Consider the following 15,621-nt stretch of genomic DNA (forward strand, 5'->3'; position numbering starts at 1 on the left):
TCGTTAAACAACCGCAACAATTCTTCGTCATCGCGCAGTTTTAATTCAGGAAATATCAGCTTACAGCAATTTTTGGCGATTTTTGCTCCGCCACACAAACGCGATAAAGGACCAATATATCCCTCTGCTAGACTTTGTTAATTACTGCGAGAGGTGACTTTTGCAGCTTTTTGAGCAATGAAAGGTAAAGTCGAATGATTACTACAGATGGTAATAATGCAGTCGCTTCCGTCGCCTATCGCGCCAGCGAAGTGATTGCCATCTACCCGATCACTCCCAGTTCGACCATGGCAGAACAGGCGGATGCCTGGTCCGGCGACGGGCGTAAAAACATCTGGGGAGACGTACCGCGAGTGGTAGAAATGCAGTCGGAAGGCGGAGCTATTGCCACGGTGCACGGTGCGTTGCAGACCGGCGCGTTGTCGACCTCGTTTACCTCATCGCAGGGCCTGCTGCTGATGATCCCGACGCTGTACAAACTGGCCGGTGAACTGACGCCGTTTGTCCTGCACGTCGCCGCGCGCACCATCGCCACCCATGCGCTGTCGATTTTCGGCGATCATTCCGATGTGATGGCGGTACGCCAGACCGGCTGCGCCATGCTGTGCGCCAGTAACGTACAGGAAGCGCAGGACTTTGCATTGATTTCTCAAACGGCGAGCCTCAACAGTCGCCTGCCGTTTATTCACTTTTTTGATGGCTTCCGCACCTCGCATGAAATCAACAAAATCGTACCGCTGAGCGACGATACCCTGCGCCAGATGCTGCCGCAGGAGTCGATTGATGCGCACCGCAGCCGCGCGTTGTCGCCAGACCATCCGGTGGTGCGTGGCACCTCCGCCAACCCGGACACCTATTTCCAGTCACGTGAAGCGACCAATCCCTGGTACGACGCGGCCAGCCGGCACGTGATTGATGCAATGGACAAATTTGCCCAGATCACCGGCCGGGCCTATCAGCCTTTCGAATATTACGGTCATCCGCAGGCCGAGCGCGTGGTGATCCTGATGGGTTCCGCTATCGGTACCTGCGAAGAAGCGATCGATGCCCTGCTAACCCGCGGTGAGAAAGTCGGCGTACTGAAAGTGCGACTGTTCCGGCCATTCTCCGCACAATACCTGCTCAGCATGCTGCCGGAGAGCGCAAAAAAAATCGCCGTGCTGGACCGCACCAAAGAGCCGGGAGCGCTGGCCGAACCCTTGTATCTGGACGTGATGACCGCACTGGCTGAAGCCTTCAGCCGTGGCGAGCGCGCCCATATGCCGATGGTGATCGGTGGTCGCTATGGGCTGTCCTCGAAAGAGTTCGGGCCAGATTGTGCGCTGGCGGTGTTTAACGAACTGACGCTGGACAAACCGCGTCCGCGCTTTACCGTCGGTATTTTCGATGATGTGACCGGCCTTTCTCTGCCGCTCAGCGAAGAAACCCTGCCGCAACGCGCCTCGCTGGAAGCGTTGTTCTACGGCCTGGGCAGCGACGGTTCGGTTTCCGCCACCAAGAACAACATCAAAATCATCGGTAACAGTACGCCTCTGTACGCTCAGGGTTATTTTGTCTACGACTCGAAAAAGGCCGGTGGCCTGACGGTGTCGCATCTGCGCGTCAGCGAACAGCCGATTAACTCGGCCTATCTGGTCAGCCGTGCCGATTTTGTCGGCTGCCATCAGCTGCAGTTTATCGATACCTACCAGATGGCAGAACGCCTGAAACCCGGCGGCATCTTCCTGCTCAACACCCCATACGGTGCCGAAGAGGCATGGTCGCGACTGCCGCAAGAAGTGCAGGCCGTGCTGCTACAACGTCAGGCGCGTTTCTACATCATCAACGCCGCAAAACTGGCGCGTGAATGTCGGCTCGGTGCGCGCATCAATACCGTGATGCAGATGGCGTTTTTCCACCTGACCCAAATCCTGCCGGGTGAAGTGGCGTTGCAACAGTTGCAGGACGCCATTGCCCGCAGTTACAGCAGTAAAGGCCAGGATATCGTCGAACGCAACTGGCAGGCGCTGGCCGCCACGTTAGAGGCGCTGATTGAGATCCCGCTGCAGCCGGTTAACGACAGCAGTCCGATGCGTCCGCCGGTGGTTTCCGATGCCGCACCCGACTTTGTCAAAACCGTCACTGCCGCGATGCTGGCCGGACTCGGTGATGCACTGCCGGTATCGGCCTTCCCGCCGGACGGCACCTGGCCGGTGGGCACCACCCAGTGGGAAAAACGCAATATCGCCGAAGCGATCCCGATCTGGCAACCGGACCTGTGTACCCAGTGCAACCACTGCGTTGCCGCCTGCCCACACTCCGCCATTCGCGCCAAAGTGGTGCAGCCGGACGCGATGGAGCATGCCCCTGCCTCGTTGCAATCGCTGGATGTGAAGGCGCGAGATATGCGCGGCCAGAAATATGTGCTGCAGGTGGCTCCGGAAGATTGTACCGGCTGCAACCTGTGCGTTGAGGTGTGCCCGGCGAAAGACCGCCAGAACCCGGACATCAAGGCGATCAACATGGCGCCACGGCTGGATCATCTGGCAGTGGAAAAGGAACACTACGACTTCTTCCTGCAACTACCGGAGATTGATCCGGCGCAGATCGAGCGGATCGACATTCGTACCTCACAGTTGATCTCACCGTTGTTCGAATACTCCGGTGCCTGTTCCGGCTGCGGCGAAACGCCGTACATCAAGCTGCTGACCCAGCTTTATGGCGACCGGTTGCTGATTGCCAACGCCACCGGCTGCTCATCCATTTACGGCGGTAACCTGCCCACCACGCCTTACACCACCAATGCCGAAGGGCGTGGACCGGCCTGGGCCAACTCGCTGTTTGAGGACAACGCCGAATTCGGCCTGGGCTTCCGCCTGACGGTCGACCAGCACCGCAGCCGCGTATTGCGCCTGTTGAATACTTTGGCACCGCAGTTACCGGCACAGCTGGTTAATGCTCTGCAGATGGAGGAGATCGCGCCAGAACCTCGCCGCAAACAGATCGCGGAACTGCGCAGCCTGCTGGCGCAGATCGAAGGTAACGACGCTCGTCAACTGGCGACCGACGCCGATTATCTGGTGGATAAATCCATTTGGCTGATTGGGGGTGACGGTTGGGCTTACGACATCGGGTTTGGTGGGTTGGATCACGTCCTCAGCCTGACCGAGAACGTCAACGTGCTGGTACTGGATACCCAATGCTACTCCAATACCGGTGGCCAACAGTCGAAAGCCACCCCGCTGGGCGCAGTCACCAAGTTCGGTGAGCACGGCAAGCGCAAGGCGCGTAAGGATTTGGGCGTCAGCATGATGATGTACGGCCATGTGTATGTGGCGCAGATCTCGCTGGGCGCGCAGCTCAACCAGACGGTGAAAGCGATCCAGGAAGCCGAGGCCTATCCGGGCCCGTCACTGATTATCGCCTACAGCCCCTGTGAAGAGCACGGTTACGATCTGGCACTCAGCCACGACCAGATGAAGCAATTGACCGCTACTGGCTTCTGGCCGTTGTACCGCTTCGATCCGCGCCGCACTGATGAAGGTAAACCGGCATTGGCGTTGGATTCCCGACCGCCAAACAGCAACCTGACCGAAACGCTGCTGAAAGAACAGCGCTTCCGTCGCCTGAACTCACAGCAGCCGGAAGTTGCCAGCGCGCTGTATCAGGCCGCAGAGAAAGAGCTGAAGGAGAAGTACGACTTCCTCAGCCTGCTGGCCGGCAAAGGGGAAAAAACCTCCGCCGAGTAACTCATCGGGGCGCGACCGGTTCGCGCCCCGCTTCCAGCCAGCTTTGCCGCTGCGCCTCTTTTACCCGGCATTAAAATAACTGTCGTTACAAACTCAGTTTGAGCAGCTTGCGCAGGTACACACTGAGTGGATCTTCCACATACGAAAGAAATGCCCCGCAATTCTGGACTGTCCCCATTTCAGCATTTTCTGCCCCTTCGCCTTATATGAACCTTGTCACAAAACGCGCATGAAGTTTTTAGCCTGTAACGAACAAGGTTGCACAGGGTAATTTTGTTAATGGCCCGTTACAGCTTGTCGCGCCAAATTGTTAACAACGATTCATGCGCCAAACGCATCGGTCCATGAGTTTATTGCGCTTATTTACTTCATTTTCCTGCTCCAGTCTGCAGCAACAGACGCGGTAAAAGCGTCAATGACAAACTGGAGATAAAGATGCATTCCTCTAACGCACCCATGACGATTAGGGCAAGAACCAGCGCGATACTGCGTGTGACCTCTGGCAACTTTCTGGAGCAATTTGATTTTTTCCTGTTCGGATTTTATGCCACCTACATCGCCCATACATTCTTTCCGGCCAGCAGTGAATTTGCCTCGCTGATGATGACCTTTGCAGTCTTTGGCGCGGGCTTTTTGATGCGTCCTATCGGTGCAATCGTGCTGGGTGCGTACATTGATAAAGTCGGCAGACGTAAAGGGCTGATTGTTACCCTGTCGATCATGGCCGCGGGTACTTTCCTGATTGTCCTCATCCCCTCTTATCAAGCAATCGGGCTCTGGGCACCGTTGTTGGTGCTGGGTGGTCGTTTATTACAAGGCTTCTCAGCGGGTGCTGAGCTGGGCGGCGTTTCCGTATACCTGGCTGAGATTGCCACGCCAGGCCGTAAAGGCTTTTACACCAGTTGGCAATCTGGCAGCCAGCAAGTGGCCATTATGGTGGCGGCTGCCATGGGCTTCGCACTGAATGCCGTCATGGAAGAAAGCGCCATTAGCGCATGGGGCTGGCGTCTGCCTTTCCTGTTCGGCTGCCTGATTGTTCCTTTCATCTTTTTCCTGCGCCGCAAACTGGAAGAAACCGAAGAGTTCACCGCCCGCCGCAACCACCTGGCGATGCGCGACGTGTTTAAAACCCTTTTAGCAAACTGGCAGGTGGTTATCGCCGGTATGTTGATGGTCGCCATGACCACCACCGCGTTTTATCTGATCACCGTATATGCACCGACCTTCGGCAAAAAAGTGCTGATGCTCAGCGCATCAGACAGCCTGCTGGTGACCTTGCTGGTTGCGATATCCAATTTCCTCTGGCTACCGGTAGGCGGCGCCCTGTCGGACCGTTTTGGCCGTAAGCCTGTCCTGGTTACCATGGCGTTGCTGGCCCTGGTCACTGCGTATCCGGCGCTTAGTCTGCTTGCTGAAGCCCCCAGCTTTTCCATGATGCTGGCGGTGCTGTTGTGGCTGTCCTTCCTCTACGGCCTTTACAACGGTGCCATGATCCCGGCGTTAACGGAGATCATGCCGATAGAGGTCCGGGTTGCCGGTTTCTCGTTGGCCTACAGCCTGGCAACCGCTGTTTTTGGCGGATTTACGCCGGTTATTTCTACCGCACTGATTGAGTACACCGGCGATAAGGCCTCACCCGGTTACTGGATGAGCTTTGCTGCAATATGTGCATTACTTGCGACGCTTTATCTGTACCGTCGCAGCCCGTTATCACTACAAACCGCACGTTAAATCAGGGATTACGTCATGCAAAAAATTTATCGTTCACTCCTCGCTGCGCTGGTGATTTCGTCTGTCAGCACGGGAGTCTCGGCCAAAGAAGTGACCGTCATGATTTCAGGCGGGTTCAAAGCCGCGCTGGAAAAACTGGCGCCACAATTTGAAGCAAAGAGCGGCGACACTATCATTTTGGTATCAGGTCCCTCTATGGGTAAGACCCCTCAGGCGATCCCAGCACGCCTGGCGCGCGGAGAAAACGCGGATGTGGTGATTATGGTGGGTGATGCGCTGAAAAGTCTGGAAAAGGATAATTGGCTGCAGCCGGGTTCGCGAGTGGAGTTAGCCGACTCCTCGATTGGTATGGTGGTCAAACAAGGTGACCCCAAACCCAATATCAAAAAGGAGGCGGACCTGCGCAATACCCTACTGCAGGCCAAATCTATCGCTTATTCTGACAGTGCCAGCGGCCGCTATGTCAGCAGCCAACTGTTCAAAAAACTGGGTATTGAGGACCAGATGAAAGAGAAGGCGCATATGATTGAGCGCATTCCGGTGGCATCCGAGGTGGCAAAAGGGAAATATGCTGTTGGTTTCCAGCAGGTGAGTGAACTGCTTCCTGTGCCGGGGGTAACCTTTATTGGCGAACTGCCTGAAGATGTACAATACATTACCCGCTTTGCCGGCGCGGTCACTGCTAAAGCAGAACACCGCCAGGAAGGCAAAGCGCTACTGGACTTTCTGTCTTCCGCCGAGGCGAAAAACACCATTCGCGCCACCGGAATGAGATCCGTTAAGGCGGAATTACCGGTTAAACAGCGTGATACTGTTCAGTGATTAACTTTTCCAACTCGGCGGCAACGTAGGACTGCATACGCCCACTGCGCCTGATCAGGCCAACCGTGCGCTTCACCACCGGGTCAGTCAGCGGCAAGTGAGTCAGCACTGAATGCTCTGACGTCGGCATCGACATAGCGGGTACGGCGGCAATGCCGACTCCCGCTTCAACCATGCCCAGCATCGTCGTCACATGGCGGGTTTCGCAGATACTGGGGCGCTCAGGAATGATGTGTTCCAGCATGTTATCCAGCAGATTGCGGTTACCTGAGGTCTTATCCAGCCCCACATAATCCTGCTGATAAAACTCGCGCCAGGTCAGTTTTTTTTTACTCGCGATGGGATGATCGCGCCTGCAGGCAGCCACGTAGACATCCTCCACCAACGGCAGAAATTCGATGTTGGGTTGCAGGTTTCTCGCAAAACAGATGCCGAAGTCAGCCTGACCACTGGCAACCGCTTCAATAACATTACCCGCGCTGCTGTCGATAAGCTTAACGCGTACCCGTGGATAGCGGGCCTGGAAACGGCGAATCACATCGGGCATGAAATAGTAGGCCGCCGAGGGCACCGTAGCGACGGTGACCAGCCCTACGCGGTCCTGGCTGACCTTATTGATATCCGCTAATACCAACTCAACATTCGCCAGGAGCTGATCTGAACGCTCAGCGAAAGTCTGCCCATAGAGTGTCAACGTGACGCGCCGGGTCGTTCTGTCGAACAGTTTAATGCCCAGCGCGGATTCCAGCTTCTCTATCCTGCGGCTCAGTGCTGACTGTGAAAGGCAAATAGACTCCGCGGCAAGCCGAAAATTACCGTATTCAACCAGGGCTCGGAAGGCATAAAGATCGTTAAGATCGAAATTCACAGGCATAGCGGCAGACAATCCTTTCAAGGGTAGCGAGGGCTTAAAGAAAAGATGATAGCCGCATATGGGACAACGGCAAGCCTTAAAGACTGACCGACATTCGCCACCGGTGCGCTACTTTGGGGGTCTGTAACCAGGCAGCCGCTAATGTTCAGCGATGCATGCTGGATAAAGGTTTCGAGCCGAAAAACAAACTCAATCTGGTATGTCGCAATTACCCGCAAGTCACGGGCTGCCCAAAAACATAAAGCTTCCCCGAACTATCGCAGTTTATTGGAACTATTCCGTAAGCCGCTTGCCAGTTGAGTAAACACTTCAATAATTTTTGGCAGCGCCCGTTGCGGATCGTCGCTCGCAGCAATCCAAAGCGCGGAATTCAGCGCGGCACTGTTTAACAGATGTGCAGCGGCATCCGCGTCAACCGATTTAAGTACGCCGCGTTCGATCAACTTTATGACTGTCTGGCGGGTGGATTCGAGGCAACTATTCTGGCTGGGCCATTGTGCCGGATCCCCAAGGAAAGCCGGACCATCAAGCAGAACGATGCGCCTTACTTCTGTGTCCAGCGCCATCTTAATATAGGCAATCCCTTCAGCCAGCAGCCTTTCCCAGTCGTCACCGGCATTCGCGGCGGCGGCTTTGGCTCGTTGTGCCATTTCACCATCTACTTGAGCAACAACAGCGGCAAGCAGCCCCTTTTTATCACCAAAGTTGTGGTATAGCGCCCCACGTGTCAGGCCAACGCTGGCGGTTAATTCATCCATTGATACGGCAGCAAAACCTCTTTCGGCAAAGGATTTCCGCGCTGCCGTAATCAATTTGGCGCGGTTCTCTTCCATTGTCTCGGCGCGGCGTTTGGCGGCCATACGATCTCCTTTTTGACATACGTAACGGATGTCATTTGACATACGCGGCGTATGTGTGATTAATTCAACATACGCCGCGTATATTAAATCAATTTTGCATACCGCGCATCCCGCATCACACATTGACTTAAGAAAGGAAATTCCATGATCCAGCGTGAACCTATTTTTCCTGCTAATCGCCATACTCTCTATGAAGAGCACGGTTATTCCGCCGCGATCCGTTCTGGCGATATGTTGTTCGTTTCCGGTCAAGTTGGTAGCCGCGCCGATGGTACGCCGGAGCCGGATTTTGCCGCGCAGGTGCAACTTGCCTTTGCTAACCTGGCAGCGACTCTTGCAGCAGCTGGTTGTACGTTTGACGACCTGCTTGATGTCACCACCTTTCATACTGACCCGGAACATCAGTTTCCGACGATCATGCAGGTGAAACAGTCCATTTTCCCGCAGCCCCCTTACCCGAACTGGACAGCCGTTGGCGTTACCTGGCTTGCGGGATTCGATTTTGAAATTAAGGTCATTGCCCGAATTCCAACCTCAACCTCCGCAGGTTGACAGAGCGTAATGTTATAACGGTGAAGTTAACCCCCTCAACCAGCAATTACACGCTGTATCGTGGATGCAAAGCTGTAGCATTCAGCCGGAAGCCTGGGCACCGTTTGCAGAAGGGAAAAATGGTCTGTCCCAGCATCCCGTGTTAACGGCGATTGGTCAGAAGTACGGCAAAACGTGGGTCCGGTTGTCCTGCGGTGGATCTTCCAGCGTGGCATCATTTCACTGGCTAAATCGGTGCGAAAATACTCATTGTTTCAGCAGCCTGAGTCACCGGGTACTTAGGCTGAAGATCCAGATTGACGCACTCTTGTTTAAACTCAGGAGTAAATGATTTTTTCGCATTCTCACCTCGTTAGCGTTGCTCATTATATCTCTAACAAAGTGTCCGGAATGATTAGACCATTACAAGCTCCTGTGAACTAAATTCCCCCAAACTTCAAAACATTCGGAGCGCCGTCTAAAAACCCTCTTGATTCATTCCCCACACCTATAATACTGTATATAAACACAGTCAATTAATAGGACAGTAAATCATGTATAAGGCTTCGAACAGCACTACTGTGGTCAAGCAAAAGCGGCTGTACTTTCTCCAGGATTGACAATATATGGCTAGAATGAGTGCATATGGGAATCCCGCGCAAGACTATATACACGCGCGGATCGACCTCAACGAATACTGCATAAGCCATCCTTCTGCGACCTACTTTTTGATCGCCTCTGGGGAAAGCATGATCGAAGCCGGGATCACCGACGGATCCCTGTTGGTTGTCGACCGAAGCATTGGCGCCTGTCACGGCGATATCGTGATCGCCAGCATCGCAGGCGAGTTCACGGTTAAACGTCTCTGCCTGCGTCCTGTCGCGCAGCTTGAGCCGATGAATCCAGAGTTTCGCCCCATTCCTCTGCCGGATGGCGGCGATGATCTGAGCATCGTCGGCGTGGTGGTTTCAACCATCACCAGGCTGAAATAATGTACGCCCTGGCCGATGTAAACAGCTTCTATGCGAGTTGCGAAACGCTGTGGCGTCCGGATCTGCGTGGTCGACCGGTGGTTGTTCTGTCTAATAATGACGGCTGTGTAGTAGCGCAAAGCAAAGAGGCAAAGGCTCTGGGCCTGAAAACAGGCGCGCCCTATTTCAAAATAAAGCGCGATTTTGAGCGTGCCGGCGGTATCGCATTCAGCAGCAACTACGAGCTGTATGCCGATATGTCGATGCGAGTGATGGCCGTGTTCGAAGAGATGGCACCACGGGTCGAAATTTACTCCATCGACGAAAGCTTCCTTGATCTTACCCGGGTACAAAACTGCGTCGATTTGGCAGCGTTCGGGCACCAGGTACGGACCAAAGTGCTGCGTAATACCGGGCTTACCATAGGCGTGGGGATTGCCCAGACCAAAACCCTGGCAAAGCTGGCGAACTTCGCGGCAAAAAAATGGGAGCAAACCCGCGGCGTGGTTGATCTTTCAAACCTGGAACGGCAGCGAAAATTGATGTCCTTGGTGCCGGCAGAAGAAGTCTGGGGTATCGGGCGGCGCATCACCAAAGAGCTGCGAAATATGGGAATAAAAACTGCACTGCAACTGGCGGATGCAAGCACCTCGATGATTCGCAAGCATTTCAGCGTGGTGGTTGAACGCACGGTGCGTGAACTGCGTGGTGAATCCTGCTTGTCACTTGAAGAATTTGCCCCAAGCAAACAGCAGATCATTTGCAGCAGGTCATTCGGCGATCGCGTCACTGAGTACAATGATATGCATCAGGCTATCTGCATGCACGCTTCACGCGCAGCAGAAAAACTGCGCGAAGAGCACCAATATTGCCGGAATATCAATGCATGGGTTAAAACCAGCCCCTTCTCAACCAACGAAAAATATTACGGCAACACCGCGAGCATCAGGCTCAGTACGCCGACGCAAGATACCCGCGACATCATTGCCGCCGCGATTCGATGCCTTGACAAGATTTGGCAGCCCGGCCATCGTTATCTAAAAGCTGGCGTTATGCTGCAGGACTTCTATTCGCAAGGCGTCGCTCAGTTGAACCTGTTCGACGAGTATCAGCCGCGCCCCAACAGTGAACGCTTGATGGCAGCCTTGGATCTGATCAATCAGTCCGGGCGCGCTGGAGTCTGGTTTGCCGGACAAGGCAATCAGCAGACCTGGTCGATGAAACGTGAATTTCTCTCCCCCGCATACACCACGCGGGTCAGCGATTTACCGCATGCTCGTGTGTACTGATGTCGACAAGGCGACTTTGCGGTCATGAAATAAAGGAATAATGACCCAATCAGCCTATAGAATGCTAAACTCGCTGCCTAAAACTTCATGCCCATAGTGCCCCCAATTGAGAACGAGCACGATTTAAATGTCAGAACAACAAACAGTTAGTCAAAAAGAGCAGTACAACCTGAACAAATTGCAAAAGCGCCTGCGTCGTAACGTGGGCCAGGCTATCGCCGATTTCAACATGATTGAAGAAGGCGACCGTATCATGGTTTGCCTGTCCGGCGGCAAAGACAGCTACACCATGCTGGAAATCCTGCGCAACCTGCAGCAGAGCGCACCGGTCAATTTCTCACTGATTGCGGTCAACCTCGATCAGAAACAGCCTGGTTTCCCTGAGCATATCCTGCCGGCCTATCTGGAAAGCCTGGGGGTGGAATACAAGATCGTTGAGGAAAACACCTACAGCATCGTCAAGGACAAGATCCCGGAAGGCAAAACCACCTGCTCACTGTGTTCACGCCTGCGCCGCGGCATTCTTTACCGCACCGCTACCGAGCTGGGAGCCACCAAGATTGCCCTTGGCCACCACCGTGACGACATTCTGCAGACGTTGTTCCTCAACATGTTCTACGGCGGCAAACTGAAAGGCATGCCGCCTAAACTGATGAGCGACGATGGTAAGCACGTGGTGATTCGCCCGCTGGCTTATTGCCGTGAAAAAGACATCGAGCGTTTCTCGGTCGCTAAAGGCTTCCCGATTATCCCGTGCAACCTGTGCGGTTCGCAGCCCAATCTGCAGCGCCAGGTGATTGGTGACATGCTGCGTGACTGGGATAAACGTTATCCGGGCCGCCTGGAAACCATGTTCAGCGCAATGCAAAACGTGGTGCCTTCGCACCTGAGTGACTACAACCTGTTTGATTTTAAAGGGATCCACCACGGTAGCGAAGTGGTTGACGGTGGCGATCTGGCCTTTGACCGTGAAGATCTCCCAATGCAGCCGGTCGGCTGGCAACCGGAAGACGCGGATGAAGCCGTCCCGGTCCGTTTAGACGTTCTCGAAATCAAATAAGCCGTTTTGCCGCCCGTTCTCCGCGGGCGGCTCTTTCCCTTCATCAGTTGTCGATCCCGCTCGCAATTTCAGCAGAATTCATCGGACAGTGCCGTTTTTATCCTATACTGTGTTTTTATACAGTCACCCTGGAGATTACCGATGAACATCACTCCCTGCTTGTCTCACGTTTCTCTCGGCAGCAATAATTTTGACGCCGCAGCCGATTTTTACGATCGTACTCTCGCCGCACTAGGCTGTCGACGGGTGTTGGAACACCCTGGTGCCATTGGCTATGGGCGTGATTATCCGGAATTCTGGCTGCAAGTGCCGATCGACGGTAAACCGGCCACGAACGGCAATGGCCTGCACGTGGGTTTTTTCGCCACCAGTAAACAACAGGTTGATGATTTCTACCGCCATGCGCTGGAGGCCGGCGCGACAGATGAAGGGGCTCCCGGCTCACGGCCGCACTATGGTGAAGCCTATTATGGCTGCTTTGTTCGTGACCTGGACGGACATAAGATCGAGGCCAGTTTCTGGGATGAAAGTGCAGCCTGACGGGGTAAATTGCAGACAAAAAAATGCCGGTGATTAAACCGGCATCGTATGAATCAATGTGCTATGCAGTAATTCTAAATATAAGAAAGTAAGACAATTATGGAGCGCAACGCCCATCGCTTGACGTTGCATTCACCTGCGAGATAGATCATGCCCCATTTCCCCCCGGCAAAAGTTGATATCGCTCAATGTTAACCGGGTTATCAGCGTTTTTTGGCTACAACCAGCGACGCCGCTTCAGCCACCAGCCCAGACAAAACACCAATCCGGTCAACGTCAGGCAAAACGCAGCAAAACCGAAAGGATTGCCACCGCCGGGAATACCGCCCAGGTTAACGCCGAACAACCCGGTCAAAAAGGTGGTAGGTAAAAATACCATCGCCAATAGCGACATGGTGTAAGTACGGCGGTTCATGGCATCAGCCATCACGGTGGTGATTTCGTCAGAAAGGATCGCGGTGCGCGCAATGCTGCCATCCAGATCGTCCAACCCGCGCCCCAACCGATCGGCAATGTCCTGCATACGGCGACGGTCGTCATCATTCATCCAGGGCAAGCGATCGCTGGCCAGCCGGGAGAATACGTCACGCTGCGGCGCCATATAGCGACGCAGTACGATCAATTGTTTGCGGATCAGTGCCAACTGCCCGCGCTCAGGAACCTGTTGTTCCAGCAGCGAATCTTCCAGATCGATGATTTTGTCGTGCAGATCCTCAATAAACTCACTGGCGTGGTCGGTCAGTGCATCCGATATTTCCACCAGCCAGTTACCGCTGTTGGTCGGCCCGCTGCCAGTTTGCAGATCGTTCACTACCTGATCGATGGAATACACCTTGCGATGACGGGTGGAAACAATCAGTTTATCGGTCATGTAGACGCGGATAGTTACCAACTGATCCGGCCGCGAGTTGGCATTAAAGTTAATGCTGCGCAGCGTGATCATGGTTCCATCACCCACTTTACTGACACGCGGCCGCGAGCTCTCCCCGGATAGCGCCTCTCTTACCGCATCAGGTAGCAGCGGCGTGGTGGTCAGCCATTCGGCGCTGGCGGGGTGTGCATAATCGAGATGCAGCCAGCAAGGCTCGTCACAGGTGACTTTATCATCGTAATCAATCGATGTTACGCCACCCTTGCCATCGAGCTGGTAGGCATATACTGCGTCAGGAACCTGTAACTCGCGCCCCTCAATGACTTCCATTCCTCATCCCCTCTGCTTTTCAGTTATTCCAGAGTCTAGCGTTAATGATATGTAGATCAAAGGCCAAGCTGTAAGGGTTGGTTTCCCAAACGCACTGATCCGAACCCACTATACTTGTACATACCAAGGAGTGACTGAATAACCAACAGGAGAAATGCATGTTTGATATTAGCGCTGCTGATATTTTTAAAGGGGTATTCCTCCCCCTACTGACCCTATTTATCGCCATCGTCAAAACACCGTTTCGCATCCGGCAAGAGAACCACGGCAAATTACGCGCCCTGATCGAATCTGTAGAAGCTAACAAAGGTGAATGCATCCAACTGTTGCTGTTCAGGGATTATATGCGCAGCAAAAGTGCCAATCTGCTTGAACTACGCCAGCTGTTGATGTTGCCCGATGCCATTCAGGCGCTGGATCTTTATCGCTTTACTCACTCTCAGCAACAAATACTGCGGGTGACGCCTAACGGATTTATATTGAAAGCGTATGCCGATAGCGCCTTTAAACGCTTTTTATTGTCTTGCTGGTATTTCGTGAAGTATCTGTTTTTCGTTACCCTGTTGGTGCTGTTGCCGGCCTTGGCACAGTGGGGCATGCAACAACTGGGGGTGATGATTACGCCATCGGCGGTTACATTCCTGCCCGGAGCTAAAATAGTCAACTACGGACAATTGATCTTCCCGGTATTAGTCTTCACGATGACTATGGGGTGGTTGCTGCACATGACCTTCAAACAGCTATCACAGGCGGGTAATATCGGCTCAGAAACCCGTTTCTTTCGCTATTATCAACAGGCGTTGGAAGCGTGCAAGGCTCGTGAATTGCTAAAGCAACTACGCGAATTTTTAGACGCCACGTCGGGATGACAATGAAAGCAAAAGTTTTACTCTGTCGTCTGGTGAGCCTGGGGGGGTTATTGCAGGCCATCTGCCTGCACGCCAGTCCTGCATTGAGTCAGTTTCCCGAGGCCCACCGGCTGCAACTTGCAGGCTCCGGTCGACTGCCATACTTTGTGGTTAAACCTCAGATTGCCTCACCAGACACCGCTCTGGTGGTCATTCATGGCCATCCGCGTGATGCGGGGAAAACTCTGGCTGCGGCGCTGAAAGCTGCTCAACTTGCCGCCAAAACCGACGGCACGCTGTTGGTCGCCCCGCTGTTTCCAGTTAGCGATGCGCAGGCCACACGTTGCCATTCTCCTGGCGTTCCTTCAGCGCAGCCAGGTGACGCTCTCTGGAGTTGCAGGTCCTGGATAGAAGGCGGTTTGGACCACCAGGGTAATACCACCTCATTTGCCGCTCTTGATCGGCTGATTGTCGAATTGAAAGTAAAATGGCCAAAGCTACAGTCGGTCACCGTCGCCGGTTTCTCCGCCGGGGCGCAATTTGTACAGCACTATGTCGGGTTCGCCCATCCACCTGCCGGCGTGAAGGTGCGTTACGTCATAGCCGACCCCGGCAGTTGGCTCTATTTTGATAGCCACCGGCCGCAGCCGATAAAAAATGCCCACCCCGCCGATTGGCGCGATTGCCAACAACCAGGGAGCTGCAACTTTGACTGGGTTGAGGTTAATAGTGATGTCTGCCCGAACGGCAATCGTTGGAAATACGGCCTTGAGGCCATTCCGGCCTTTCTCGATCAAAATCGTGCATCGGTGCAGCAGCGTTACGCTGCAGCAGATATCACCTATATTGAAGGCGATAAAGACAGTGGGAATTCACCCGGCACCTTCTACAAAATACTCGATAAGTCCTGCGCGGCGCAGTCTCAGGGCCCCTATCGGCTGCAACGTGGCCTGGCCTATGCCGCTTACGACCGACGCTTTATTGCTCCGCACGCCAAACGTGATTTGCTGATCGTTCCCGGTTGCGCACACGACGTAAGCTGTGTATTTCCTTCAACGACGGCGCGTGCTGCCTTGTTTGCTACTCCATAAATTACACCATTCCTCTGCCACAAAAATAACAAGCCCCGCAATTAGCGGGGCTTGATGAAAACTCATGGGGATACC

The 15,621-nt window shown here is 54.0% G+C and carries 13 protein-coding genes and 1 pseudogene; 11 read left to right on the top strand and 3 right to left on the bottom strand.

Annotated elements, in window-relative coordinates; genetic code table 11:
* The first annotated feature begins 194 nt into the window (after positions 1-194).
* The 3 genes from nifJ (at position 195) to F8R23_RS04435 (ending at position 6,281) form a co-directional block, all read left to right on the top strand.
* The gene (gene nifJ / locus F8R23_RS04425; protein ID WP_151415322.1) at positions 195-3,728 is read left to right on the top strand and encodes a pyruvate:ferredoxin (flavodoxin) oxidoreductase; all 3,534 of its coding nucleotides are present in this window, start codon (positions 195-197) and stop codon (positions 3,726-3,728) included.
* Positions 3,729-4,163: 435 nt separating this feature from the next.
* Positions 4,164-5,459, top strand: a complete 1,296-nt coding sequence (gene tcuC, locus F8R23_RS04430; RefSeq protein ID WP_129934540.1) for an MFS transporter — start codon at positions 4,164-4,166, stop codon at positions 5,457-5,459.
* A 15-nt stretch (positions 5,460-5,474) separates the two neighbouring features.
* The gene (locus tag F8R23_RS04435) at positions 5,475-6,281 is read left to right on the top strand and encodes a substrate-binding domain-containing protein (protein ID WP_112349967.1); all 807 of its coding nucleotides are present in this window, start codon (positions 5,475-5,477) and stop codon (positions 6,279-6,281) included.
* Here F8R23_RS04435 and psrA read toward each other — a convergent pair.
* The gene (gene psrA / locus F8R23_RS04440; protein WP_129934539.1) at positions 6,256-7,155 is read right to left on the bottom strand and encodes an L-proline-binding transcription factor PsrA; all 900 of its coding nucleotides are present in this window, start codon (positions 7,153-7,155) and stop codon (positions 6,256-6,258) included. The two genes, F8R23_RS04435 and psrA, sit on opposite strands and share 26 nt — an antisense overlap.
* 254 nt (positions 7,156-7,409) lie before the next feature.
* Entirely contained in the window at positions 7,410-8,015 is a 606-nt protein-coding gene (locus tag F8R23_RS04445) for a TetR/AcrR family transcriptional regulator (protein ID WP_099062909.1), read from the bottom strand.
* A gap of 144 nt (positions 8,016-8,159) precedes the next feature.
* Between F8R23_RS04445 and F8R23_RS04450 the strand changes: the two genes are divergently transcribed.
* The 6 genes and pseudogenes from F8R23_RS04450 (at position 8,160) to F8R23_RS04475 (ending at position 12,406) form a co-directional block, all read left to right on the top strand.
* Complete coding sequence (locus tag F8R23_RS04450) at positions 8,160-8,567, top strand: RidA family protein (RefSeq protein WP_129934538.1); 408 nt, start codon at positions 8,160-8,162, stop codon at positions 8,565-8,567.
* Positions 8,568-8,589: 22 nt separating this feature from the next.
* Positions 8,590-8,810, top strand: a pseudogene (locus F8R23_RS04455) (aldo/keto reductase); the annotation flags it as partial.
* A gap of 371 nt (positions 8,811-9,181) precedes the next feature.
* Positions 9,182-9,538: a translesion error-prone DNA polymerase V autoproteolytic subunit gene (gene umuD, locus F8R23_RS04460; RefSeq protein WP_198642426.1), complete on the top strand. Its 357-nt coding sequence runs from the start codon at positions 9,182-9,184 to the stop codon at positions 9,536-9,538.
* Positions 9,538-10,806 carry a translesion error-prone DNA polymerase V subunit UmuC gene (gene umuC / locus F8R23_RS04465; RefSeq protein ID WP_129938200.1) on the top strand — a complete coding sequence of 423 codons (1,269 nt, stop codon included), beginning with the start codon at positions 9,538-9,540 and terminating at the stop codon, positions 10,804-10,806. The genes umuD and umuC overlap by 1 nt, the downstream gene beginning before the upstream one ends.
* Before the next feature lie 127 nt (positions 10,807-10,933).
* Positions 10,934-11,866 (top strand): tRNA 2-thiocytidine(32) synthetase TtcA, encoded by a 933-nt coding sequence (gene ttcA, locus F8R23_RS04470; RefSeq protein WP_112349971.1) that lies wholly within the window; start codon positions 10,934-10,936, stop codon positions 11,864-11,866.
* A 141-nt stretch (positions 11,867-12,007) separates the two neighbouring features.
* Positions 12,008-12,406, top strand: coding sequence for a VOC family protein (locus F8R23_RS04475; protein WP_099062904.1), 399 nt, complete (start codon positions 12,008-12,010; stop codon positions 12,404-12,406).
* 217 nt (positions 12,407-12,623) lie between these two features.
* Here the strand turns inward: F8R23_RS04475 and zntB are convergent, their stop codons facing one another.
* Entirely contained in the window at positions 12,624-13,607 is a 984-nt protein-coding gene (zntB, locus tag F8R23_RS04480; RefSeq protein ID WP_129934536.1) for a zinc transporter ZntB, read from the bottom strand.
* Between the two features lie 158 nt (positions 13,608-13,765).
* Here zntB and F8R23_RS04485 point away from each other — a divergent pair, with 158 nt between their 5' ends.
* Together F8R23_RS04485 and F8R23_RS04490 are read left to right on the top strand one after the other, a co-directional pair.
* Positions 13,766-14,476 carry a hypothetical protein gene (locus F8R23_RS04485; RefSeq protein WP_129934535.1) on the top strand — a complete coding sequence of 237 codons (711 nt, stop codon included), beginning with the start codon at positions 13,766-13,768 and terminating at the stop codon, positions 14,474-14,476.
* Entirely contained in the window at positions 14,473-15,546 is a 1,074-nt protein-coding gene (locus F8R23_RS04490) for a hypothetical protein (RefSeq protein ID WP_390901285.1), read from the top strand. Before F8R23_RS04485 ends, F8R23_RS04490 begins: the two co-directional genes overlap by 4 nt.
* Positions 15,547-15,621: the final 75 nt, after the last annotated feature.

This window comes from Serratia proteamaculans, assembly GCF_008830365.1.
GTDB lineage: Bacteria > Pseudomonadota > Gammaproteobacteria > Enterobacterales > Enterobacteriaceae > Serratia > Serratia proteamaculans.

Coding starts and splice junctions, on each gene's coding strand:
- nifJ (WP_151415322.1), top strand. CDS start 195: ATGATTACTACAGATGGTAATAATGCAGTCGCTTCCGTCGCCTATCGC.
- tcuC (WP_129934540.1), top strand. CDS start 4,164: ATGCATTCCTCTAACGCACCCATGACGATTAGGGCAAGAACCAGCGCG.
- F8R23_RS04435 (WP_112349967.1), top strand. CDS start 5,475: ATGCAAAAAATTTATCGTTCACTCCTCGCTGCGCTGGTGATTTCGTCT.
- psrA (WP_129934539.1), bottom strand. CDS start 7,155: ATGCCTGTGAATTTCGATCTTAACGATCTTTATGCCTTCCGAGCCCTG.
- F8R23_RS04445 (WP_099062909.1), bottom strand. CDS start 8,015: ATGGCCGCCAAACGCCGCGCCGAGACAATGGAAGAGAACCGCGCCAAA.
- F8R23_RS04450 (WP_129934538.1), top strand. CDS start 8,160: ATGATCCAGCGTGAACCTATTTTTCCTGCTAATCGCCATACTCTCTAT.
- umuD (WP_198642426.1), top strand. CDS start 9,182: ATGAGTGCATATGGGAATCCCGCGCAAGACTATATACACGCGCGGATC.
- umuC (WP_129938200.1), top strand. CDS start 9,538: ATGTACGCCCTGGCCGATGTAAACAGCTTCTATGCGAGTTGCGAAACG.
- ttcA (WP_112349971.1), top strand. CDS start 10,934: ATGTCAGAACAACAAACAGTTAGTCAAAAAGAGCAGTACAACCTGAAC.
- F8R23_RS04475 (WP_099062904.1), top strand. CDS start 12,008: ATGAACATCACTCCCTGCTTGTCTCACGTTTCTCTCGGCAGCAATAAT.
- zntB (WP_129934536.1), bottom strand. CDS start 13,607: ATGGAAGTCATTGAGGGGCGCGAGTTACAGGTTCCTGACGCAGTATAT.
- F8R23_RS04485 (WP_129934535.1), top strand. CDS start 13,766: ATGTTTGATATTAGCGCTGCTGATATTTTTAAAGGGGTATTCCTCCCC.
- F8R23_RS04490 (WP_390901285.1), top strand. CDS start 14,473: ATGACAATGAAAGCAAAAGTTTTACTCTGTCGTCTGGTGAGCCTGGGG.